Here is a 21,981-nt window from a genome sequence, read left to right as displayed (position 1 = left end):
AATTATTTATCCCAAATATGTGTATCGTCAATCTCTTTCAATGTCTTAGCAAAATCACCAGTCAAAATTGTAACATGGCCCATCTTTCGGTTATGACGAATTTCAGCCTTTCCGTAATCATGAAAATGCCAGTTCGGCTTCTTAGCAATCTCATCGCGAACTCCCGCAACGTGTTGGCCAAGGACATTGACCATCACGACATGATGAAGTAATTCAATCTTTGGCAATGGCCAATTGCAGATTGCCCGATTATGAATTGCAAACTGGGAAAAGTTGCAAGCTTCAATCGAGTAGTGGCCTGAATTATGTGGTCGTGGGGCTAGTTCATTAATGTAAATCTCACCGTCATTACCGACAAACATTTCGACGCCTAAGATTCCACGTAAATCAATCGCATGAGCAATCTGAACCGCCATCTTTTGTGCTTTTTCTTGCAGCTCAGCACTAATTCGCGCGGGAACGATACTCAAATGCAAAATCTCATCATGGTGGATATTTTCAGAAACGGGGAAAACAGTTACTTCTCCATTTTCGTTTCGACCAACCATTACTGAGCATTCCAGCTTAAATGGTACCCACCCTTCAAGAATTGCATCTTTCGTTGAAAGGATTCCTGCACATTTTTCGAGATCATCATCACTTAGCAAAACTTCTTGACCATGACCATCATAGCCGCCTTCACAAGTCTTCAAAACCGCTGGGTAACCAATTTTCTTAATAGCTTGTTCAAGATCATCACGATTCTTCACTGCCATAAACGGAGCAGTCTTTAATCCCGCATCGCGTAAAAAGCTCTTCTCACGGATCCGGTTTTTAGTGGTGTATAGCAAATTGGTTCCTTGGGGAATGTAAACCCGATCAGCAACGTCCCGTAAGGCATTCAGGTCGACATTTTCAAATTCGTAGGTTAAAACATCTGACCGGCGAGCTAGTTCTTCAATTGCCTTTACATCTGCATATTCCGCAACTATCTGTTCATCAGCAACCTGACCAGCCGGACAAGCGGGGGTGGGATCAAGTACAATCACCTTCATCCCCGTATACTTAGCATCCAAGGCCATCATTTGACCCAACTGACCGCCACCAATAATACCAATCGTTTGTCCCTGTTGAATCATCCTAGTCAAGGTGAGCACCGCTTTCTACTGATTGATCATGCATTTGCTTCCGGTAATCAAGAATCTGTTGTTGAATTGCTGGATCATTAATTCCAAGGATTTGGAGTGCTAATAAGGCCGCATTCTTCGCTCCTGCTACCCCAATTGCTTGAGTAGCAACTGGAATTCCCGCTGGCATTTGAACGATGGATAAAAGTGAATCCATTCCGCCAAGCGCTTTTGTTTGACCTGGAATCCCGATTACCGGTAACGGAGTATTTGCTGCAATCATTCCTGGCAAATGGGCGGCACCACCCGCACAGGCAATGATTACTTTCGTTCCCTTTTCCACAGCATTTTGAGCAAACGCGAACATTTCGTTTGGCATCCGGTGAGCGGAAATAACATTCTTTTCATAGTCTACGCCAAACTGATCAAGGATCTTGCAGCCTTCCTTAACAGTTGGCCAGTCTGATTTACTACCCATTACAACACTGATCGCACTCATAATTGGACCTCCTTAAAAACTGCTTTAAGGATACCAAATAGTTGTGTTAAATACAACCATTTTACGAACTAAATATTATTTTAAAGATTAATAGTTCGTGTATATAGGGGGTAAAAAATAATCTGGTAAAGAATATTAACGTTCTTTGCCAGATTATTTTAGTTAGTATGCGCTAGCTTGAGCTAACTTCTACTGCAGCGTAGCCAAGATCTGCTCGCCGTGACCGCAACTTCCGCCTAGCTATCTAGACTACATAGCTAAGACGCGCTCAGCCTAATTTCCCTTGAGCGTTCTAGGCAACACGGTCAAAACGTGTTCGCCAGGGACTTACTAGAGTTAGCAACCTCCCTCCTAGGCGCTAGTCGCCTTCGTCGGGAGAAATTGCTAACTTTCCGTAAGTCCTTTGCTGGCTCACACTCTAGTATATATAATCCCTCGTCATTGGAAGATTCTTACCGGAAGCACCTTTAGTAATAAGGTATTGAATAACATCAATATTACCGGATTCGAAAGAAGCAGCACAGGCTTGGAGATAGAGATCCCACATCCGGGTAAAGCGGTCGCCCATCATGTCTTCGATTTGGGAACGATGAGCATTAAAGTTCATGTCCCAAATTTCTAGGGTTCGTTGATAGTGACGACGAAGCATCTCAATGTCAGCAATTTGCATGTTATTTTCAACGATGTGCCCAACCATCTCTTGCAATCCAGGGATATAGCCACCTGGGAAAATATACTTATTAATCCAGCCGTTGTAGGCACCGCCCTGTTGACGAGTAATTCCGTGGATCAAAGCAACACCATCATTAGTGAGGTACTTGTAAATATCCTTAAAGTAAAGACCAAGATTTTCTTTACCAACGTGTTCAAACATCCCAACTGATGTAATGTAATCCCACTTCCGGTCACCAAGCTCACGGTAGTCGATCAGGAGAACTTCCGCAACATCCTCTAGTCCTTCATCCTTAATCCGTTTTTGAACAAGGTTGAACTGTTCTTCACTCAGGGTTACCCCAGTGACTCGCAAGCCATATTCCTTGGCAGCGGTAAGCATTAAGGTTCCCCAACCGCAACCAATATCTAGTAAAGTCTTCCCTGGCTTTGGATCGAGCTTCTTCAAAATATGGTGAACCTTGTCAATTTGTGCCTTAGTCAAATCATCACGGTTACCATGATCAAAATAAGCGCAGGAATAAGTCAACGTATCATCAAGCCATAGTTTATAGAAGTCGTTACCAACATCGTAGTGGCTCTGAACATCGCTTTCACTTTCCTTTTCAGAGTGTCCCTGCTTTGGTAAGAACCGCCGAAATTTAGAATTCCGCATAAAACTACCGACACTTTCATACGCAGCGGTAATTAATTTTTGAATACTACCATCAATTTCGATCTTGCCGTCCATGTAGGCTTCCCCAAGGGCAATAGAGGCGTTCTTCGTAACATCACGAATAGGAATCTTTTCCTTAAAAGTAATAGTTACTTCTGGTTCACCATCACCATAAACCGCACTCTTGCCATCCCAGTAAACAACCTTAACCGGAATATTAAATGAGCGGCTTAATAGTGACTTATAGAACGTCTTTTCTAACATTTCTACGAATCCCTCTTTCAAAAAAGTATGAGATTATTATAACACTCCGCAGCAAAATACAGCGATATTATTGTTCATGCCCTTAATTATTTGCTAAGATTAGGATAATTGATGCATAAAACAGAGGAGGAGATACAATGACTGATGCTTGGCACCGATTTATTGCCAACGTCAAGTTACGTCGGTTCGTGGTCTTAGCCCTAATTATCTTTATTCTATGGCTTCTTCGCCCGATGATGAACTTGATCCTGTTTACGTTTATCCTAACGTTTATCGTTGTTAGTTGGGTTCGTTGGCTTCAACGACACGTTCCCAAAATATCAATAAAACTTACCGTGGTTGTTACGTACATTGCATTAATCGTGGCAATTTACTTTGGGGTTACCCGCTATCTGCCAGTTCTGGTTAACCAAGTTATTAAAATGGTTAACTCCGTAATCAAATTCTACAGCTCCCGGCAGGCAATCGAGATCATGCACTACGTTAACCACTACATTAGCTGGGGAACGATCATGTCCCAGATGAAGCACGGGGTTACTCTCGCCGTAAGTACATTAACCAGTATTGGCACAATGACAATTACCTTCCTATTGTCATTTATTCTCAGCTTCTTTTACACCCTTGAGCTGAAGCAAATGAATGCATTTTCCCGAACATTTCTTGATAGTGACTTTGGCTGGTTCTTCAGCGATATTGACTACTTTGGCAAAAAATTTGTAAATACCTTTGGCGTTGTCCTGGAAGCCCAGTTCTTCATCGCCATCTGCAATACAGTAATTACTTCAATCTGCCTTGCATTCATGCACATGCCACAAATTTTTGCTCTTGCGTTAATGGTCTTTATTTTCAGCTTGGTTCCAGTCGCTGGTGTTATCATCTCGCTAATCCCTCTTTCAATGGTTGCATACTCTGTCGGGGGAATTCGGGATGTTATCTATATCATTATTATGATTTGTGTAATCCACGCTTTGGAAGCATATGTTTTAAACCCTAAATTCATGGCCAGCAAAACAGAATTGCCAATCTTTTACACTTTCATCGTCCTCCTGGTTGCTGAGCACTTCTTTGGTACATGGGGATTAATCGTTGGGGTCCCAATTTTCACCTTCCTGTTAGACATTCTCGGTGTTAAGTCAATCAAGAAAAAACCACATTCGCTTAGAGTGCATCATCAAGAAAAAAATGAAAGTTAATTTTTCTCTTGACATTTAATGTTCAGCCGACTATTATAGTGAGCAATGAAATACCTTTAACTTAGTCCAGAGAGGCTAGGAAGGATTTAATTGAACGTCATAAGTATTCGATCTACCTTTCTAGTCCATTACTAGAAGGGTTTTCTTTTTATGTAATGGGCAGGCAGCACGAACCAACGTCAATTATTTCAACTAGGTATTTTGGAATAAGCTACTTTTTTGATTCACCTAGGAGGAAATATTTATGACATACTCACAACGCGTCGCTAAAGCACTTTTAGACATCAATGCTGTTACTCTTAGCCCAGAAAAGCCATTCACCTGGGCTAGCGGAATGAAGGCACCAATTTACACTGATAACCGTCTTACCATTTCATACCCAGCTGTTCGTCAGGCAATCGTTAACGGTATGGAAGAACAAATCAAGCTCCACTTCGGCAACGTTGATGCCATCGCCGGAACCGCAACCGCAGGAATTCCTCACGCTACCGGGGTTGCACAAGAAATGGGTCTGCCAATGGTTTACGTTCGCACCAAGCCAAAGGACCACGGCGAAGGAAAGCAAGTTGAAGGGGTTCTTCATGAAGGTGAAAAAGTTGTTGTTATCGATGACTTAATCTCCACTGGTGGTAGTGTTTTGAATGCCGTTCACGCCGTTGAAAATGAAGGTGCTGAAGTAATCGGTGTTGTTTCCATCTTCACCTACCAATTACAAGCTGCTGAACAAAACTTCTTAGCTAACGACCTTCAATACTTCTCAGTAACTAATTACACCACTTTAATCAACCTTGCTAAAGAAACTGGTTTAATCAGCGCCGACCACTTGAAGTCACTTCAACAATGGCGTGAAGACCCAATGAAGTGGAGTAACAACCAACAATTACAAGCAATCTAATATAATCCATAACTCCTTGAAATAACAAAAGAGATTGAGTAAAGCAAAACATCTTTTCTCAATCTCTTTTGTTATTCAAATTTATAAAACCATATTTAGAAGCCAAACGCCAACTAGCCCAGCAATGACTGAAATAGACATTGAACGGGTAAAGTAAGCAATCACCATGACGATCAACGCAGCAAAAATCTGGTCCGGATGACCATAAGGGACAAAATGATAGCCCTTAGTGGTGATAAAGATATTTTTGATTACCAGTGCCGTAAACAAACTGATTGGCACATATTTCATCCACTCATTAAACCACTCAGGAATCTTCCTTGAGGAGAAGAAATGGATCGGAAAATATCGTGGAATGAATGCCGCAAATGCCGCAAAGATAATTACGACGATATGGTAAAGAATTTGATTACTACCGATTCGAGATACTAAAAACTCCATATTACTGTCTCCAATTAATCATGCTGACTTGATTCAGGTGACTGTGAATTAGTCGACCGTTCCTTTGCCTGCTCTTTCTTTTCTTCAAGAACCTGTTTTTCTTCAGCCTCTTGATCCTCAACCGTAATTCGGGTAGCCCGCGGCCGGAATAATTTAGAAAGGAACCAATTGTCATCAGGCTTCTTTGAATGCTTCCGAACAGCATTTTCGATCAAGAAACCAATGAATGATGCAATCAGGGTAGCAATTACGACACCAATAATGCTGTGCGTAATTACCATGAAGAAAACAGCAAGCACTGCTGAAAGCAAGCAAATAATAAGAGTTAGGTGACTTCGCATTTGCATCACAATCATGTAAATAAAGAGTGCGGTCAGTGCAAAGTCAACCACCTCAAGGTTAATTGAAATCGTACTTCCAATTAAGCCCCCAACCATGTTCGATACCGACCAAGAAAGCAATGAATAGTGTTCAACCAGTAATGCATCTTTCGGTTTCCATTTTTTATCAGTTGCAAATTTTAAATAGTTAACGGCATAGTTTTCGTCGTTCATTGACACAGCAAATAGCCAAATAAAGTGCTGCGATTCGGATTTGATATATTTTGAAAGACTTGAGCCGAGTAAAGCATACCGTAATTCAAGAAAGAAAAGAGTCACGAAGATCGAAGTTAACGGTGCATGGATCGTTAACAGCGATGCCAAAATAAACTGGGCACCACCGGAAAAGACCACGATCGAAACGATCAACGTCATGATAAAGTTAAAGCCCGCAGCGTGCAATAAGATACCACAAGCTACCCCAATCGGGACATAACTCAAGCAGAGCGGCATTGCAATGCCTAAGACTTCTAGCCAGCGTGCTTTTTCGGGATTAATTTGTTGCGCTTTAGCCACAGAATTTCCTCCAATAAAATGTGTTAATTGACTCTACAGCGAGAGTTAATACAACCAATCTTCAGTTTAACACATTCAAAATCAACTGAATATAAAAACACCAGGATTTAATTGATAAGTCCTGATGTTTTTCTTGTTAATTTTTCTTTTTCGGCTGTTTTTGCTTCAACGGCAAAGTAACAATAAAGCTCGTTTCGTTATCGTCAGATGTTACTTGAACGTTCCCGTGGTGCAGATCAACAATGCTCTTTACAATTGCTAATCCCAGTCCAGTTCCGCCTGTTGCCCGCGACCGTGAACCCTCTGCTCGGTAAAACCGTTCAAACAAGTGCTCAATTGACTTCGCTGGAATTGGCGTCCCATCATTGCTAACCTTTACCACAACCTGATCCTGCTTTTGATGAGCAGCTACCTTAATATAGCTTGCACCATTACCATACTTTAAGGCATTTGCCACAAGGTTGCTGAAAACTCGCCCTAATTTTTCCGGATCCGCTTCAATCATCAACGGGTTAGGCTCAACAGATGATGTTATTTCAATTCCCTTATGTTGGGCCTCTAGTTCAAAGCTTGCCGTTAACTGTTCCAAAAGCTGGTTAAGGTCAATCTTCATGATATTAACCGGGCTGCCATGTTGCTGAACCTTTGTATATTCAAAGAGATCCTCAACCAGGTTCTTCATTTGCTTAGCCTTTTCATAAGCAATATGAGTATATTTAAGGATATCTTCTTCACTTCGGTATTGCTTATCCTCAATCAACCCTAAATAGCCAATGATACTAGTTAACGGTGTCCGGAGATCATGACTAACATTCGTGATCAACTCGTCTTTTGATTTTTCAATTTTTCGTTCATCGTCCATCGACCGAACAGCACTATCAACCAGGGCATTAACACTGGTAATCACGTGTTGTTCGCTCCCTTTTAGTCGAAACGGGATTCGGTGATCCAGGTGTCCCTGAGCGATATAATGCAATTCCCGGATAATATGGTTCATTTGATACAAGTGGTATCGTCGACGCAACCGCCACCAAACAACCCAGATGTCAATCACAACTAAAATAGCAATCAGGATCCGCTGGTAACTCCAAATTTGCGCCTGCATTGGCCCGATCCTCATTGATTGCTTAATCATGAAAATACCGCTGGTAATTCCTGGATTACTCTGGATGACATCCTGAGCAATCGTGATAATCGCCATATCCAGCAAGATAAGCAGGATAACCGTAATAACCCCTTCAAGGATTAATGAACTTTTCTCCCGTCCTGTTAGCTTCAAAGTTTCTCCTCCATAACCTCGCTAAATTCTAGTGGTCTTCTACCTTGTAACCAACGCCCCAAACGGTTTGGATCACCTTTTCACCATTGGTTGCTTCTTCAATCTTATCCCGCAAGTGACTAACGTGAACCATAACAGTTTTAGCAGAAACAACGCTTTCCTGCTGCCATACCCGCTCAAAGATATCATCAGCGGAAAATACCCGGTTAGGATGACTAGCCAAAAGATAGAGAATTCCAAACTCTAAAGCAGTCAATTGAATGGTATCACCCTTAATCGTCTTAACTTCATGGGAGTCCTTATTAATTGTTAATGGGCCAACATTCAAAATATCAGGAGTATCATTGGTTACCTCTCCCTGACTCCGCCGCAGCAAGGACTTTACCCGTGCCATTACTTCAAGCGGGTTAAATGGCTTGGTAACATAATCATCAGCACCGCTAATCAATCCCTGAATTTTATCCATGTCTGCGGTTTTAGCAGAGAGAACAAGAATTGGAATGTCTGAATCCTTCCGTACCTGCTTGATGACCTGCATCCCGTCCATTTCAGGCATCATCAAATCCAGAATGATTAACCCAATATCGGGATTAGTATTTAACTTAGTCAAGGCTTCCTTACCATCGTATGCGGTAACTGGCTCGTAGCCTTCATTACGAATATAAATTTCTAATAATTGAACGATCTCTTTATCATCATCGACTACTAAAATCTTCATCCTTTATCCACCCCTTGAGAACTTTCTTACTAACATACTATTATAAGCGTTTATCGATCTTAACGGCGAGATTTAGCGGAATAGTTTAAAGAAACTTAGAAGAAGCTGGAACAAGAAGCTGGGAATTAACTTTCTCGGAGGGACGGTTGGCTAACCTAGAACGATGAATGATGATGAAATCATCAGAATCGTTCGTAGCCGAATAGGCTTGCTTCGCTGCGTTAGGCTCGAGTCCCTCAGTTACGATACGAAGTGAGCCTATTTGGAGACTCTATAGGTTCGGAGAGCGCTAAATATGGAAAGAGGATGAAAGAACGCCTAGTTTTTTTCCATCCTCTCTCTTAATTTTAGTTATTCTCCCTCATCAATATCTACCGGATCGAGGCCAAGATTCTTACGCAAAATATTGGAAACTCGCTGTCGTTCATTATAAGAAACACTTTGGAAAGCTTGACCATCAGAATCATCATCAGTTCCTTGGACGTGTCCCTGTTGAATATTCTTAGTTGCTCCCCGATAAGACTTCGCAAGGGTCATCATATTACTGAATGACAAATCTGTCTTAGCATTCTTCGAGATTGTCTTTAAGAATTTTTGGTTAAGAACTGTCTTGTAAGATGCGGACTTCTTCAGCAGTGCCATAATTACCATTTTTTGTCGCTGTTGACGGCCATAGTCACCTTGCGGATCATCATACCGCATTCGACAGAACTTCAATGCTTTTGTTCCGTTCATGTGTTCAGGGACTCCCTTGGTAAAGGAATATCCTTCATACGTAAAGGTTAATGGTGAAGTAACGGTGACCCCGCCAACTTGATTAATGGCCTGCTTCATCCCCGCCATATTTGCTAATGTGCGATAAAGAAGTAATAGAAGTGTAAAAAATTTTGCCGTTCCTATCCGGCACTTAGGGCTGTGTCGGATAGGTCAGGCGTTAGGCTTCCGGCAAGTCTATCTTGCCGACAAAGCTGTAATAAATCTCAATGTCCTGCCTGCGGGTGCCGTTCTCGTCATAGCTGCACTCATGCACGACGATTTTCTCAATCATTTCCCGCAAGAGGGTGGGGGTCAATTCTTCAAAAGCAAGGTGCTTTCTCACAATCCCCATGAATTTCTCGGCGTTGACGGTGGCGGCCTGCGACTTGGAAAGTTCCTCCTGCAAAGCGGCAGCCCGGTCTTTCAGTTCCCGCTGCTCCTGCTCATAGTCCGCCGACAGCTCCATGAAACGCTCGTCGCTGATTTTGCCGCTTACATTGTCCTCATACAGCCGCTTGATAATGCGGTTCACTTCGGCAATGCGTGTCTGGGCCTGTTCAAGCTGCTTCGTGGCTGCGGCGGTCTTTCTCTTGCCGCCGATTTCGTTCTGCTGGATGAGCAGCTTTACAAAGCGGCTCTCATGCCTGGCGGCGTATTCCGTCACTTGCCGGAGATTGGAAAGCACGCCCGCCGTCAAAAGGTCGGTGCGGATAAAGTGTGCCGTACAGTCACGGGTACGCTTCTTGTAGCTGCCGCAGATATAACAGTCCTGCTTGCGGTTCTTGTTCTGATACCGCTGCTGATACAGCACATGGCCGCAGTCGGCGCAGAACAGCATACCAGAGAACAGCCCCACTTCATCATAGCGGTTCGGGCGTTTTCGCTGCTTGCGTAACTCCTGCACACGCTCCCATGTTTCCGTGTCGATAATCGGCTCATGGTGATTTGGGAAGATAGCCTGCTTCTCGATGGGGTTCTCAACGCTGTGCTTGACCTTGTAAGAGGGCTTCTCCGTTCTGATACTGATTTTATCAATGATATTTCGCAATAGCCAGCAATGAACGCTTGCATTGCGCAAGACGTTACATTATCTTCTGAAACATATAGCGCACCTTGTCCAGGCGGCTGTTTGGACGGCGGGGCTGGATGACTGGCTTGCCGACAGCGGCCTGATACCCTTTCAGTTCTGTAAGGCATACGCTCTGCCCGTTGGTGTAAAAGGCCAGATCAGTACGGTATGCCTGTATACAGCGGGCGGGAATCTCGCCAGTAAAGACAACTTCATCCTTTTTTACCTGGACCGTTTCGATGGTGGCACAGTATTTCGGTGCATCATGATAAGCCCTGGAAAGATATTCCCGGGGCGCATAGAGGGTGAAGGAGAGATAAGGTTCCAGCAGTTGCGTCCCTGATTCCTTCAATGCCTGTTCCAATACAATCGGGGCCAATGAGCGGAAGTCCGCCGGCGTGCTGACCGGACTGTAATAAAGCCCGTATTCAAAGCAAATCTTACAGTCCGTTACGTTCCAGCCGAACAAGCCCTGCTCCAGCCCGTAACGGATACCATCCCTGACAGCGTTTTGAAAACTCTGGTTCAAGTATCCCAGCGAAACCCGGCTCTCGTATTGTACACCGGAGCCAAGCGGGAGTGGTGTAACAGACAGTCCGATGGATGCCCAAAACGGGTTGGGCGGCACCTCGATATGGATGGTGTGGCTGGCTGCTTTGAGCGGCCGCTCCATATAAATGACGGTGGGTTCCTTTACCACTGTTTCAAGCTTGTATTTTTCCGACAGCAAAGCGGAAACAACCTCCAACTGCACCCGGCCCAAAAAAGAAAGAATGATCTCATGGGTGATGGAATCCACCTCGTAGCGCAAAAGCGGGTCAGTATCCGCAAGTTGCGTAAGAGCGTCCAGCAGCCGTTCTCTTTGCGCTGCCGTTTTCGGCGCAATCGACGTCCGCAGCATGGGGAGGGGGTCCTCACGCCACCTTTTACGAGGGAGCCGGGTTGGGTCCCCTAATACATCGTTTAACCTCACGCTGTCGCTGGGAAGGATAACAATTTCACCCGGATAAGCGGTGTCTGTCCGAACAATTTCCCCTTTGGATGGAATACGCATCTCTGTGATTTTCAGCTGTTCTCTCCCGGCCAGGGCCACCGTATCCCGCAGGCGCAGCGTTCCGCTGTATAGCCGTAGATAGACACGCCGCTGGCCGCAATCTGTATACTCCACCTTGAAAACGCTGCCGCATAGGGCGGCGCTCCCCTGTTCCCCAATCGGTTGGAACAGCCCTGTCACCGCATCCATCAACGGTTGAATGCCAAGGCCCTTTTTGGCGCTGCCATAATAGACCGGGAACAGGGAGGCGTCTTGAACCCGCCGCTGTTCCTCCCGCACAAGTTTTTCCCGGCTGATTGGTTCTCCTGCGATATACTTTTCCAATAATTTATCGTTATTTTCGATGACCGCATCCCATGCTTCTATGTCGGTATTTTCCTCCAGGACTATTTCCGGGGACAGCGACACCGTCTGCTTGATGATAATATCGGCGGAGAGCTTATCCCGAACAGACTGAACCACGCTCTGCAAATCAACGCCAGCCTGGTCGATCTTGTTGATAAAGATAACGGTGGGAATGTTCATTTTCCGCAGGGCATGGAACAGAATACGGGTCTGGGCCTGCACGCCATCTTTAGCGGAGATCACCAAGATGGCCCCATCTAAAACAGCCAAAGAGCGGTACACCTCCGCCAAAAAATCCATGTGGCCGGGCGTATCCACAATGTTGACTTTACATCTGTGCCACTGGAAGGAAGTGACTGCCGCTTGAATGGTAATCCCACGCTGCCGCTCCAAAAACATGGTGTCCGTCCTCGTTGTCCCTTTTTTGACGCTCCCCGGTTCTGAAATGGCTCCGCTGGCATATAGCAGGCTCTCCGTCAAGGTCGTCTTTCCAGCGTCTACATGGGCAAGAATTCCAATATTGATTATTTTCATGTGATTGTCCTCCCTTTACTGCCCCGAAGGGCATAAAAATCCCCAGCAGTAAAATACTTTTACCACTGGGGATGATAATTTGCGGACATACACATATACAGCATACACCTGTTTGTGAGTGCTGTTTTTGGGGATATGTCAAAATTGATAAGGCAAAAGTATTCTTAAATTGGGTACAAAAAACTAAGCCCCTACAAAAGGGACTATCATAATCCTTTGTTCCCACTATTTGATTATAGTTTTATTTAATAATACCTTGCCGCATATTTTTTACTCCTTTTATGGAATTTAATTATTATATCACATCAGTTTTAGGAAAACAAGTATCTAAAAGAAATTTTTCTTCCCCTTATATGTAACAATCATACCGGCTTCCTAACGTTCAGAATGGTTTCTACTGTCTGCTGCGGTGTTTGGTTGGAATTGTCCAGCCAAAAGCCGATCCGTGGTGTTGTCTGCATTTTACTAAATACAAATTCAATGTATACAGAAAGAAATATATAAGGAGTGGGAGGGATTCCGCCGTAGTCGGCATTGTAGGAAAATCCAAAAGTTTAGATTTTCTCAAAATGCTTATCTTTTGGTCTTTGGTTCGGAATAGTGTAGTGCTGGCGGTCTATCTATTGTTTTCGGTTGCTTGCTTCTTTACCGTACATGAGCATTAACTAGGGCGTAGTAGTCAATCGGAATATTGAAATACTTTTGAACGGTGTTAATTGTCTCCTTAGTACCGCCATATGCGTAGGCTGCATTGATCTTTGCTGGAGATTCATCCTCATAATCAGGAAGGTTAACTTTCATGTCCCGTGGAACACTCATTAACATGGTTTTCTTGGTTTGCGGATTGATCGTCATCACAATAATGGTGTCTGTCCGTCCCTTATAAATTCGCCCTAGGTCACCTGTATCCGTTCCTAACAAAAGAATTGATACTGGTCGCTTCTGAGCAAGCACTTTTTGAGCATTTCGCCGTTTATTAGCTCCAGCTGATGTGAACATTTGATCACTTGTTTGTTTGGCGTTATGCCAAGCAAGACCACCAAAAATTACCACAATAACTAGAAGAATCAAGATAATGATCCCGAAAATTTTCCTTCCTCGGTGACGGTGCGGTCCATTACCGCCGTTTTGGTTATTGCCACGACGAATTTGCCGCTGGTACTCAGCCCTTGTTAACGGAAATTCGCTCTCTGATTGATTGTCCATCTTTTTCTCCCTAGATTATTTATTCATTTCAAAATTTATAAGTTGATTCTAACACGATCTCTATTCATAAACACATATTATCCAGGAATTACAGCGTTGAAATCGGTTTCGATCTTGTGCATAATAAAACCATCTAGTAGCAAAGGGAGGAGATTTTCACGAAATCGCTACTTGATATAATTGCTATTATTGGTTTTATCTTATTATTCATTACACCAAAGAATATCTGGCACGTATTAAAGAGCTACCAGAAAGTCGGTTTTATTCTCCTGATGATCGCAGGAATTATTATAATTTGCTTGATGGTATTTTCCGGCATTACTGATTTCGGTCAAGGATACCAAGACTCACCGTTCCACTAATAAGCAATAAAGAAGAAGTAGTTGGTGAAAAATTCACTAACTACTTCTTCTTTATTTGGTGATTAAGTTGTGATTTGCTCGTCAGGAGCTTGTCCCTACTGCAACTGAGTCAAAACGCAGCCTAGCGTTCTAGGCAACCAAGCCGAGATCTGCTCCCTCGGAACTCGCTAGAGCTAACGACCTCTGCTTAGATGATGTTCTTACTACAACAAAGTCAAAACGTGTTCGCAGGGAAGCCCCTATAGACAACAAACTCCCTCCCAAATGCTTCCAGCATCCAGTCGGGAGAAATTGTTGTCTTACGGGTCTTCTATACCTGCTCACACTCTATTTTAAACGTGCTTCGCTCGAGTTTCCTAGAGCTAGCAAACTCCTTCCTAGGCGCAAGTCGCCTTCGTCAGGAGAAATTGCTAGCTTTCCGGAAACTCTTTGGAGCGAAGGCACTCTACTTATAATTTGGAGCCGCCTTAGTGATTTGAACATCGTGAGGGTGGGATTCACGGAGACCGGCGTTAGTAATTTGAACAAATTGGGCATTTTCGATCATTGTTGGGATGTCAGGGGCACCAACGTAACCCATTCCTGAACGAAGACCACCATCAATTTGGAAGAGAACATCAGCAACGTCACCCTTGTAAGGAACACGAGCTTCGATCCCTTCTGGAACTAACTTGTTGGCTTCGTTAACACCACCTTGGAAGTACCGGTCTGATGAACCATGAGCTTGAGCCATTGCACCAACAGAACCCATTCCACGGTAAGCCTTGTACTTCTTACCATTATCTTCGTAAACGTCACCAGGTGCTTCAGTGGTTCCGGATAACATTCCACCAAGCATTACGGCATTTCCACCGGCAGCTAAGGCTTTAACAACGTCACCTGAGTACTTAATCCCACCATCAGCAATGATTGGCTTGCCGTATTCACGAGCAACTTGTGCAGCATCGTAAATGGCAGTAATTTGTGGGACACCAACACCAGCAACAACCCGAGTAGTACAGATTGAACCAGGTCCAATACCAACCTTAACTACATCTACTCCGGCATCATAAAGGGCTTTTGTAGCTGAACCAGTGGCAACGTTTCCGGCAATTAATGTAACATCTGGGAAGTGATCACGAATTTCCTTGATCTTACGGAGAACACCAGCAGAGTGACCGTGGGCAGTATCAATAACAATTGCGTCTGCACCAGCATCTAGCAAAGCTTGTGCCCGTTCAAACGTATCACTAGTCACACCAACTGCGGCAGCACAAAGCAACCGGTGCTGATCGTCAACTGCAGCCTTGGTTGCGCTAGCTGGAACAACCACACTCTTAACATTAGCTACTTCGCCTGCTTGGGCTTGAATGGACATGTTCTTGTGAACAACCCCAAGTCCACCTTGTAACGCCATCGCAATCGCCATTGCTCCTTCAGTAACGGTATCCATCCCGGCACTAATAATCGGAATGTTCAACTTAATGTTATCTGCTAACTTCGTACTAAGGTCAACCTCATTCGGTAAAACGTGACTTTCTGCAGGAATCAGAAGGACATCATCAAACGTTAAACCCTTCTTGACAAACTTAGTATCCCAATTTGACATGTGACTAGACACTCCTTTTTTGAATTTTGATTAGGTATACTTTACTAGTAATTTTTCTAAAAATCAACAAAATCGGTAAATTATTTCTTGAATTGACGGATAATGTTCGCTATTCAGGGACTAATTACGAATTATTCACTTAAATCAGCCGGTTTTTAAAATAAAAGTTCGGTTATTAAGTGGTTACATTTTAGTTGATGCTTTAGAAATCCGCCTTTTAATCATTTCTAATTTCATGATAGAAACTCGTCCCGTTTTCTCCTTGAACGTTAAAGTTATCCAGAATCGTCGCACCAAGATCAGCAAAGGTCTTTCGAACCCCTAACGACTGATTTTTCTCCTTCATCGTTGGTGAATAAACAAGCAGGGGCACATTTTCCCGAGTATGGTCGGTTCCTCGGAATCCCGGATCATTCCCGTGATCAGCCGTAATGATCAGCAAATCATCCGGTCGCAGTTCGTCAAGGACATGACCAAGCCGTTGATCAAGTTCCATTAATGCCTGACCAAAACCTTGAGGATTTCTTCGGTGACCATATTTTGCATCAAAGTCAACTAGGTTAGTAAAACAGAAGCCAGTGAAGTCTTCTTGCATTACCTCATCTAGGTGATCCATCCCATCCGCGTTACTTTCATTATGAAATCCCCGATCAATCCCTTTACCAGAGAAAATATCGTTAATCTTACCAATTCCAATTACATCGTAACCAGCTTCCTGCAGCCGCTCCAAGTCAGTTTTTCCCGTTGGCGCTAAGCTGAAGTCATGCCGGTTAGCAGTCCGGACAAAGTGCTCGCGATCTGGACCAACATAAGGCCGTGCAATTACTCGACCAACCGTATATTCCGGCCCATTTAATAATGTTCGCGCATACTGACAAATTTTATAAAGCTCATCAACTGGAATTACCTCTTCGTGAACTGCAATCTGCATTACCGAATCTCCCGAAGTATAAATGATTAATTCTCCAGTTTTCATCTGCCGTTCACCATAGTCATGAATTACCTGTGTTCCAGAATATGGTTTATTAACGATCACTTTTCTCCCAGAAAAATCCTCAATCTGCTTAATCAATTTTTGTGGGAAACCATCAGGAAAGGTATTAAGCTGTTTAGCTAACGGCAACCCCATCATTTCCCAATGACCATTCATACTATCCTTACCAGCCGATACTTCTGCCATTTGTCCATAATCTCCAATTGCCGGAGTAGCAACGGAAACTCCCTCAATTGGCGTGTTGCGAAGATTGCTTAATCCCATTTTACCTAGGTTTGGTAGTTGGAGTCTCCCCTGATAATATTCACCAACATGACCAAGGGTATCTGCACCAAAATCATCAAACTTAGCTGCATCCCCTGCCTGTCCGGTTCCCACCGAATCCAGAACGATTACAAATACTCGTTGATATGCCATTATTACACTCCTCCTTGTTATTTTGGTGCTCCATTAAGGATCTTAACTGACGCAGAAACACCCAAGCGATCTGCACCAGCATCGATCATTGCCATCGCTTCCTCATAGCTATGGATCCCGCCAGCAGCCTTAATCTTAATTGCATCACCAACCGTCTGACGCATCAATTCAACATCTGCCACTTGAGCACCAGAAGTTGAAAAGCCAGTAGAAGTTTTTACAAAGTCAGCTTGACCAGCAATCACTAACTGACATGCTCGAACTTTTTCCTCGTCAGTTAGCAGGGCTGTTTCAATAATCACTTTCAAAATACGGTGTGCATGATGAACTTCATCCGCAACAGCTTTAATATCAGCTACTACAGCATCATCATGTTTAGCCTTCAGCTCACCAATGTTAATTACCATGTCTAACTCGTCTGCTCCGTCCTTAATCGCCTGACGACTTTCAAGAACTTTACTGGCTGTTGAAGTAGCACCAAGCGGAAAGCCGATCACTGTACAAGTGTTAATTCCCGTTTCAGATAATTTCTGGTGAACCCGCTTTACCCAGTATGGATTAATACAAACAGAAGCTATCTGATACTTAATCGCTTCAAACGCCGTTTGATCAATCATCGCTGCAGTTGCTTCGGGTTTGAGCATCGTATGATCCAGGTATTTTGCTAATTGATTACAACTTAGCTTCATTTCAGTCACGCCCTTTATTTTTGTATGCGCTTTCATATTATCAATTTATTAGTAAAAAAGCTACTGTTAGGGGCCATTAAGTAACATCAATCCGATCTAAAAAACGGGAAAGCAACTGTAAAACCAGACTGGATTTTACAATTGCGTTCCCGCTAATTTGATTAGAATAATGATTTACTTACGCCGATTATTTCGGTTGCCGTAGAAAGCACCGGTAATGTGGTACTTGCGCCGGAAGATAATATCTCCAGCAAAGGCAATTACACCAAGGATAATGTAGGCCCAAGCATTTAATCGAGGGTTGATTACATTAGGCAACAAGCTGGAAGCCATGTAAACGGCTAGCCAAACAACTAATCCAAAAGCAACGGTTAAGATCCGGAACCAAACTGGCTTTGCTTGAACCCACTTACCGTTCTTCTTGACCGGTTGTAACTGGGAAGCCACGTAGCCATATAAGAGACCACCAGATACGGATACTAGCACAATTGCCAAGAGACCACTGCTACCATAGTGGGTCATCTTCATTGCTGCTGGTGAGATCCAGAACATTAATCCGAACATAAAGGTAAAGATACTGAAGAAGATCAGCATATTATCAAGGGCAAGCAGCTTGATAGATTGCTTACTCATGTGGTTAGGCTGATTATTTTTCTTCGGGTCCTTTAGATTTTTGACATATTCTGTCGGGGTTCCGAATAACGCTTTGGCAGTTTTACCCGTCTTTTGTCCTTCTTTAAGTTGGGTAATAGTATCTTGAATAATCTCAGGACGCTTTTCTTTAGCAACTCCTTGACGTTCAAGCTGCTTATTTAGTTGAAAAACGAATTCTTCATTTTTCTTTGTTAAGTTATGCTTACTAATTGCATTTCCCGCTTCACGCCGGTCTTCTTTTAAATGTTCTTTTTGTCGTTGACCGGCTTGAGCGTTTCGTGGTTGATTTTCGCTCACAATGAGACTCCTCTCTTTATCTCTTGGTATGAGGTTGGTTGTTTGAAATGGGTTGGCCAGGGATCGGCTAGAGTTCTAGTCTGCATGGTCGAAACGTTGGAGTGAACCAGAAATTGATTTATCAATTTCGTCTGTGAACCCACGCAAGGATGAGTAGGCTTTTGACTATCAACTTGTTGATGGCAAAAGTCACTCAGCTACTGCGCTTCGCCGTGATGTTCTAGGCTAAATGGTCGAAACGTGCTCGCCAGGGTCTTGCTAGAGTTCTAGGCTACATAGTCAAAACGTGCTTCGCCCGAGTTTCCTAGAGCTAGCAACCTCCTTCCTAGGCGCAAGTCGCCTTCGTCAGGAGAAATTGCTAGCTTTCCGGAAACTCTTTGGGGCGAAGGCACTCTAGACATTGAACCTAAATTCCACAATGTCGCCGTCTTGCATGACGTAATCTTTTCCTTCGAGGCGGAGTTTACCGGCTTCTTTAACGGCGGCTTCGGATCCTAACTTGTCGAGATCGTCAAAGCTCATCACTTCGGCACGGATAAAACCCCGTTCGAAGTCGGAGTGGATGATTCCGGCTGCTTGTGGTGCCTTGGTACCCTTCTTGAAAGTCCAGGCACGAGTTTCAGGGCCACCAGCAGTAAAGAAGGTTTCAAGCCCTAAAAGCTTGTAGGCAGCACGAATCAACCGGTTCAATCCTGGTTCCTTAACGCCTTCCATTTCAAGGAAGTCAGCCTTGTCTGCTTCGTCCATTTCAGCAATTTGTTCTTCGGCAGCGGCAGCAACCCCGATTACTTCACCATCGCCCTTAACATGTTCCTTAATTTGATCCATGTACTTGTTAGCATCTGGATCTGCCATGTCATCTTCAGAGATGTTGGCAACATAAAGAACTGGCTTACTGGTTAGCAAGAAGAGTCCCTTAACGATCTTCTTTTCGTCATCGTTAAAGTCAATTGACCGAACACTCTTCCCGTCTTCAAGAACTGGCTTGATCTTGTTAAGAACATCTAATTCAGCCAAGGCATCCTTATCACGACCCTTAGCAGCCCGTTGAACCTTAGAGAGACGCTTGTTAACGGCATCCAGATCAGCCATTACTAATTCCAGGTTGATGGTATCAATATCATCGATCGGGTCAACCTTCCCGGTAACACTAGTAATGTCATTATCATCAAAAGCCCGGACAACGTGAACAATCGCATCGGTTTGCCGAATGTTTTCCAAGAACTTGTTACCAAGTCCTTCACCCTTGCTGGCACCCTTAACGATCCCGGCAATATCAGTAAATTCAAACGTTGTTGGGACGATCTTCTTGGCTGGGATAATTTCATCAATTCGTTGAAGACGACTATCTGGAACTTCAACCATCCCCACGTTCGGATCAATCGTGGCAAATGGGTAATTAGCCATTTCGGCTCCTGCTTTAGTAATCGCGTTGAATAGGGTTGACTTACCAACGTTTGGTAATCCAACAATCCCTGCAGTTAATGACATAAGTTGTTCACTTTCCTTTTCAATTTAATTTTTATTTCTAATCTTCAGACTCAGCGGCTTTTTCCAGGACCTTCTTAAAGCCCTTATCAAACTTTTGCCGTGTCATCATCACAATGTGGCCGCAACCAGTGCATTGAATTTTAATATCCGCACCGACACGTGTGATTAACCACCGATTGGTACCACACGGATGTTGCTTCTTCATCATCACAATATCGCCCTTATCATATGCTGCCATCAGTGATCATCCTCCTTAATCTAACGAAATGTTTAACACTTCCAAAATCCGGTTAAAGTCGTCAGCGGAAGTGTACGGAATTTCAATTTTCCCGGCATTCTTCTTCCGACTCGGCGCCACCGCAACCTTTGTCCCAAATTTACTTTGCAACTGAGATTCTGCTTCACGAACATAGGCTGGCTTTCGTTGGCGACGCTTTGCCCGTTTCTTTTCAGCTGTCCCGTTCATTTGGGCAACTAGTTCTTCAAGCTGCCGGACAGTTAAATTCTTTTCAACTGCCTGCTTAGCAAGTTTAACCAATTGCTTGCGATCTTTCAAACCTAATAACGTTCGTGCTTGACCCATTGATAGCTTCCCGGCAGAAACTAATTCCTTAATCTCATTCGGCAAGCCCAGCAAACGCAGGTAATTAGCAATGTACGGACGACTCTTCCCTAGTCGTTCCGCAACCTGAGCTTGAGTAAGGGACAGCTTATCCATTAATGTCTGGTAAGCTTGTGCCTCTTCCAACGGTGTTAAGTCTTCTCGCTGAAGGTTTTCCAAGACAGCAACTTCCATCATCTTTTCATCACTCATGGTTCGAATGATGGCTGGAATCGTGGTTTGTTTAGCAAGTTTAGATGCTCGGAAGCGCCGTTCACCAGCGATTAACTCATACCGCTTTAACTTTGGATCTGGCTGACGAAGAATGATCGGCTGAAATACTCCTGATTCCTGAATCGAGGATGCCAACTCCCGGAGTGCCTTTTGATCAAACGTCCGTCGCGGCTGGTATGGGTTAGGACGAATCAGCGATAGTTTAACATCTTGGACCGTTTCGTTATCGTTAATCTCATTAAAATCATTTTCTTCGAAGAGCGCTTCAATCCCGCGTCCTAGTCCGCTTTGTTTATTTTTCGCCATGACGAGCTAACACTTCCTTTGCTAATTGTTGGTAAACTTTCGCTCCTGTTGATCGTTTATCGTAATCAACGATCGCTTGTCCATGACTCGGTGCTTCGGATAAACGAACATTTCGTGGAATGATCGTTTCGTAGACCTGGTCACCAAAGTACTTCTTGACTTCCGCATTAACCTGCTGACCCAAGTTTGTCCGCTTATCGTACATTGTTAACAACACTCCTTCAATCTTCAATGCAGAATTGAAGTGTTTGCGAACCAGCTTGATGGTATTTAACAACTGACTTAACCCTTCAAGCGCGTAGTACTCACTCTGAACCGGGATTAGAATCGAATCACAAGCAGTAAAAGCATTAATCGTCAACAATCCAAGGGAAGGCGGGCAATCAATCAAAATATAATCATATTCATCCTTAACATCACCGAAAGCATCCTTCAACCGGGTTTCCCGAGCCATCAGGTTAGTTAATTCAACTTCCGCACCAGAAAGAGCGATTGTAGTTGGAACAATATCTAAGCCCTGATGACTTGACGGCAAGATCACGTTTTTCAGATCAACATCATTGATCAAAACGTCATAAACGCTCTCATCAATATCTTTCTTATCAATCCCCAAACCGCTTGTGGCGTTTCCCTGAGGATCAAGATCAATCAGGAGGACTTTTTTACCGGCGTCTGCCAAACAAGCTCCTAGGTTAACGCTTGTTGTCGTCTTACCAACGCCGCCTTTTTGGTTGGCTAATGCAATAACATACCCCATTTTTCTGCC

19 protein-coding genes and 2 pseudogenes are annotated in these 21,981 nt (G+C 43.8%); 2 read left to right on the top strand and 19 right to left on the bottom strand.

Annotation, left to right across the window (positions count from 1 at the left end):
* Positions 1-2 precede the first annotated feature (2 nt).
* The 3 genes from purK to N4627_RS00555 all read right to left on the bottom strand — a co-directional run bounded on the left by purK (position 3) and on the right by N4627_RS00555 (position 3,196).
* The gene (gene purK, locus N4627_RS00565; RefSeq protein WP_260964809.1) at positions 3-1,118 is read right to left on the bottom strand and encodes a 5-(carboxyamino)imidazole ribonucleotide synthase; all 1,116 of its coding nucleotides are present in this window, start codon (positions 1,116-1,118) and stop codon (positions 3-5) included.
* Position 1,119: 1 nt separating this feature from the next.
* Positions 1,120-1,605 carry a 5-(carboxyamino)imidazole ribonucleotide mutase gene (purE, locus tag N4627_RS00560; protein ID WP_003716199.1) on the bottom strand — a complete coding sequence of 162 codons (486 nt, stop codon included), beginning with the start codon at positions 1,603-1,605 and terminating at the stop codon, positions 1,120-1,122.
* A gap of 418 nt (positions 1,606-2,023) precedes the next feature.
* Positions 2,024-3,196, bottom strand: a complete 1,173-nt coding sequence (locus tag N4627_RS00555; protein WP_098045135.1) for an SAM-dependent methyltransferase — start codon at positions 3,194-3,196, stop codon at positions 2,024-2,026.
* A 137-nt stretch (positions 3,197-3,333) separates the two neighbouring features.
* On the opposite strand from N4627_RS00555, the gene N4627_RS00550 reads away from it, so the two are divergent.
* Together N4627_RS00550 and pyrE are read left to right on the top strand one after the other, a co-directional pair.
* Positions 3,334-4,389, top strand: a complete 1,056-nt coding sequence (locus tag N4627_RS00550) for an AI-2E family transporter (protein ID WP_098045136.1) — start codon at positions 3,334-3,336, stop codon at positions 4,387-4,389.
* A gap of 244 nt (positions 4,390-4,633) precedes the next feature.
* Positions 4,634-5,284: an orotate phosphoribosyltransferase gene (gene pyrE, locus N4627_RS00545; RefSeq protein WP_003716202.1), complete on the top strand. Its 651-nt coding sequence runs from the start codon at positions 4,634-4,636 to the stop codon at positions 5,282-5,284.
* Between the two features lie 81 nt (positions 5,285-5,365).
* On the opposite strand, the gene N4627_RS00540 is transcribed toward pyrE, so the two are convergent.
* From N4627_RS00540 to N4627_RS00465, 16 genes and pseudogenes are all read right to left on the bottom strand, one after another.
* Entirely contained in the window at positions 5,366-5,725 is a 360-nt protein-coding gene (locus N4627_RS00540; RefSeq protein ID WP_003716203.1) for an AzlD domain-containing protein, read from the bottom strand.
* A 14-nt stretch (positions 5,726-5,739) separates the two neighbouring features.
* The gene (locus N4627_RS00535) at positions 5,740-6,621 is read right to left on the bottom strand and encodes an AzlC family ABC transporter permease (RefSeq protein ID WP_003716204.1); all 882 of its coding nucleotides are present in this window, start codon (positions 6,619-6,621) and stop codon (positions 5,740-5,742) included.
* A gap of 136 nt (positions 6,622-6,757) precedes the next feature.
* The gene (locus tag N4627_RS00530) at positions 6,758-7,900 is read right to left on the bottom strand and encodes a sensor histidine kinase (RefSeq protein WP_003716205.1); all 1,143 of its coding nucleotides are present in this window, start codon (positions 7,898-7,900) and stop codon (positions 6,758-6,760) included.
* A 28-nt stretch (positions 7,901-7,928) separates the two neighbouring features.
* Positions 7,929-8,618, bottom strand: coding sequence for a response regulator transcription factor (locus N4627_RS00525; protein WP_098045137.1), 690 nt, complete (start codon positions 8,616-8,618; stop codon positions 7,929-7,931).
* 351 nt (positions 8,619-8,969) lie between these two features.
* A pseudogene (locus tag N4627_RS00520) lies at positions 8,970-9,479 on the bottom strand (LCP family glycopolymer transferase); the annotation flags it as partial.
* Between the two features lie 73 nt (positions 9,480-9,552).
* Positions 9,553-10,422 (bottom strand): DUF4368 domain-containing protein, encoded by an 870-nt coding sequence (locus N4627_RS00515; RefSeq protein WP_449279980.1) that lies wholly within the window; start codon positions 10,420-10,422, stop codon positions 9,553-9,555.
* A 34-nt stretch (positions 10,423-10,456) separates the two neighbouring features.
* Positions 10,457-12,376, bottom strand: a complete 1,920-nt coding sequence (gene tet(W) / locus N4627_RS00510; protein ID WP_260964808.1) for a tetracycline resistance ribosomal protection protein Tet(W) — start codon at positions 12,374-12,376, stop codon at positions 10,457-10,459.
* Positions 12,377-13,036: 660 nt separating this feature from the next.
* A pseudogene (locus N4627_RS00505) lies at positions 13,037-13,582 on the bottom strand (LCP family protein); the annotation flags it as partial.
* A gap of 807 nt (positions 13,583-14,389) precedes the next feature.
* On the bottom strand, positions 14,390-15,532 hold the full coding sequence (guaB, locus tag N4627_RS00500; protein ID WP_003716208.1) for an IMP dehydrogenase: 1,143 nt from the start codon (positions 15,530-15,532) through the stop codon (positions 14,390-14,392).
* Positions 15,533-15,749: 217 nt separating this feature from the next.
* Complete coding sequence (locus N4627_RS00495; RefSeq protein WP_260964806.1) at positions 15,750-16,943, bottom strand: phosphopentomutase; 1,194 nt, start codon at positions 16,941-16,943, stop codon at positions 15,750-15,752.
* Between the two features lie 17 nt (positions 16,944-16,960).
* Positions 16,961-17,632, bottom strand: coding sequence for a deoxyribose-phosphate aldolase (gene deoC, locus N4627_RS00490; protein ID WP_240411299.1), 672 nt, complete (start codon positions 17,630-17,632; stop codon positions 16,961-16,963).
* A gap of 174 nt (positions 17,633-17,806) precedes the next feature.
* Entirely contained in the window at positions 17,807-18,583 is a 777-nt protein-coding gene (locus N4627_RS00485; protein ID WP_098045141.1) for a DUF1129 domain-containing protein, read from the bottom strand.
* A 393-nt stretch (positions 18,584-18,976) separates the two neighbouring features.
* Entirely contained in the window at positions 18,977-20,074 is a 1,098-nt protein-coding gene (ychF, locus tag N4627_RS00480) for a redox-regulated ATPase YchF (RefSeq protein WP_003716213.1), read from the bottom strand.
* A 37-nt stretch (positions 20,075-20,111) separates the two neighbouring features.
* Complete coding sequence (locus N4627_RS00475) at positions 20,112-20,312, bottom strand: DUF951 domain-containing protein (protein WP_003716214.1); 201 nt, start codon at positions 20,310-20,312, stop codon at positions 20,112-20,114.
* A 15-nt stretch (positions 20,313-20,327) separates the two neighbouring features.
* Entirely contained in the window at positions 20,328-21,215 is an 888-nt protein-coding gene (locus tag N4627_RS00470; RefSeq protein WP_003716215.1) for a ParB/RepB/Spo0J family partition protein, read from the bottom strand.
* Positions 21,202-21,972: a ParA family protein gene (locus N4627_RS00465; protein WP_003716216.1), complete on the bottom strand. Its 771-nt coding sequence runs from the start codon at positions 21,970-21,972 to the stop codon at positions 21,202-21,204. Before N4627_RS00465 ends, N4627_RS00470 begins: the two co-directional genes overlap by 14 nt.
* Positions 21,973-21,981 lie beyond the last annotated feature (9 nt).

Origin of the sequence: Limosilactobacillus vaginalis, from assembly GCF_025311515.1 — a bacterium.
In the GTDB taxonomy this organism is placed as follows: domain Bacteria; phylum Bacillota; class Bacilli; order Lactobacillales; family Lactobacillaceae; genus Limosilactobacillus; species Limosilactobacillus vaginalis.
This window is presented reverse-complemented; position numbering and strand designations above follow the sequence as displayed.

Bases quoted from the DNA above. Each gene is read 5' to 3' on its own strand.
- N4627_RS00470 (WP_003716215.1), bottom strand. From the start codon at position 21,215: ATGGCGAAAAATAAACAAAGCGGACTAGGACGCGGGATTGAAGCGCTC.
- N4627_RS00540 (WP_003716203.1), bottom strand. From the start codon at position 5,725: ATGGAGTTTTTAGTATCTCGAATCGGTAGTAATCAAATTCTTTACCAT.
- deoC (WP_240411299.1), bottom strand. From the start codon at position 17,632: ATGAAGCTAAGTTGTAATCAATTAGCAAAATACCTGGATCATACGATG.
- N4627_RS00525 (WP_098045137.1), bottom strand. From the start codon at position 8,618: ATGAAGATTTTAGTAGTCGATGATGATAAAGAGATCGTTCAATTATTA.
- N4627_RS00550 (WP_098045136.1), top strand. From the start codon at position 3,334: ATGACTGATGCTTGGCACCGATTTATTGCCAACGTCAAGTTACGTCGG.
- ychF (WP_003716213.1), bottom strand. From the start codon at position 20,074: ATGTCATTAACTGCAGGGATTGTTGGATTACCAAACGTTGGTAAGTCA.
- pyrE (WP_003716202.1), top strand. From the start codon at position 4,634: ATGACATACTCACAACGCGTCGCTAAAGCACTTTTAGACATCAATGCT.
- purK (WP_260964809.1), bottom strand. From the start codon at position 1,118: ATGATTCAACAGGGACAAACGATTGGTATTATTGGTGGCGGTCAGTTG.
- N4627_RS00555 (WP_098045135.1), bottom strand. From the start codon at position 3,196: ATGTTAGAAAAGACGTTCTATAAGTCACTATTAAGCCGCTCATTTAAT.
- N4627_RS00495 (WP_260964806.1), bottom strand. From the start codon at position 16,943: ATGGCATATCAACGAGTATTTGTAATCGTTCTGGATTCGGTGGGAACC.
- N4627_RS00475 (WP_003716214.1), bottom strand. From the start codon at position 20,312: ATGGCAGCATATGATAAGGGCGATATTGTGATGATGAAGAAGCAACAT.
- N4627_RS00465 (WP_003716216.1), bottom strand. From the start codon at position 21,972: ATGGGGTATGTTATTGCATTAGCCAACCAAAAAGGCGGCGTTGGTAAG.
- purE (WP_003716199.1), bottom strand. From the start codon at position 1,605: ATGAGTGCGATCAGTGTTGTAATGGGTAGTAAATCAGACTGGCCAACT.
- guaB (WP_003716208.1), bottom strand. From the start codon at position 15,532: ATGTCAAATTGGGATACTAAGTTTGTCAAGAAGGGTTTAACGTTTGAT.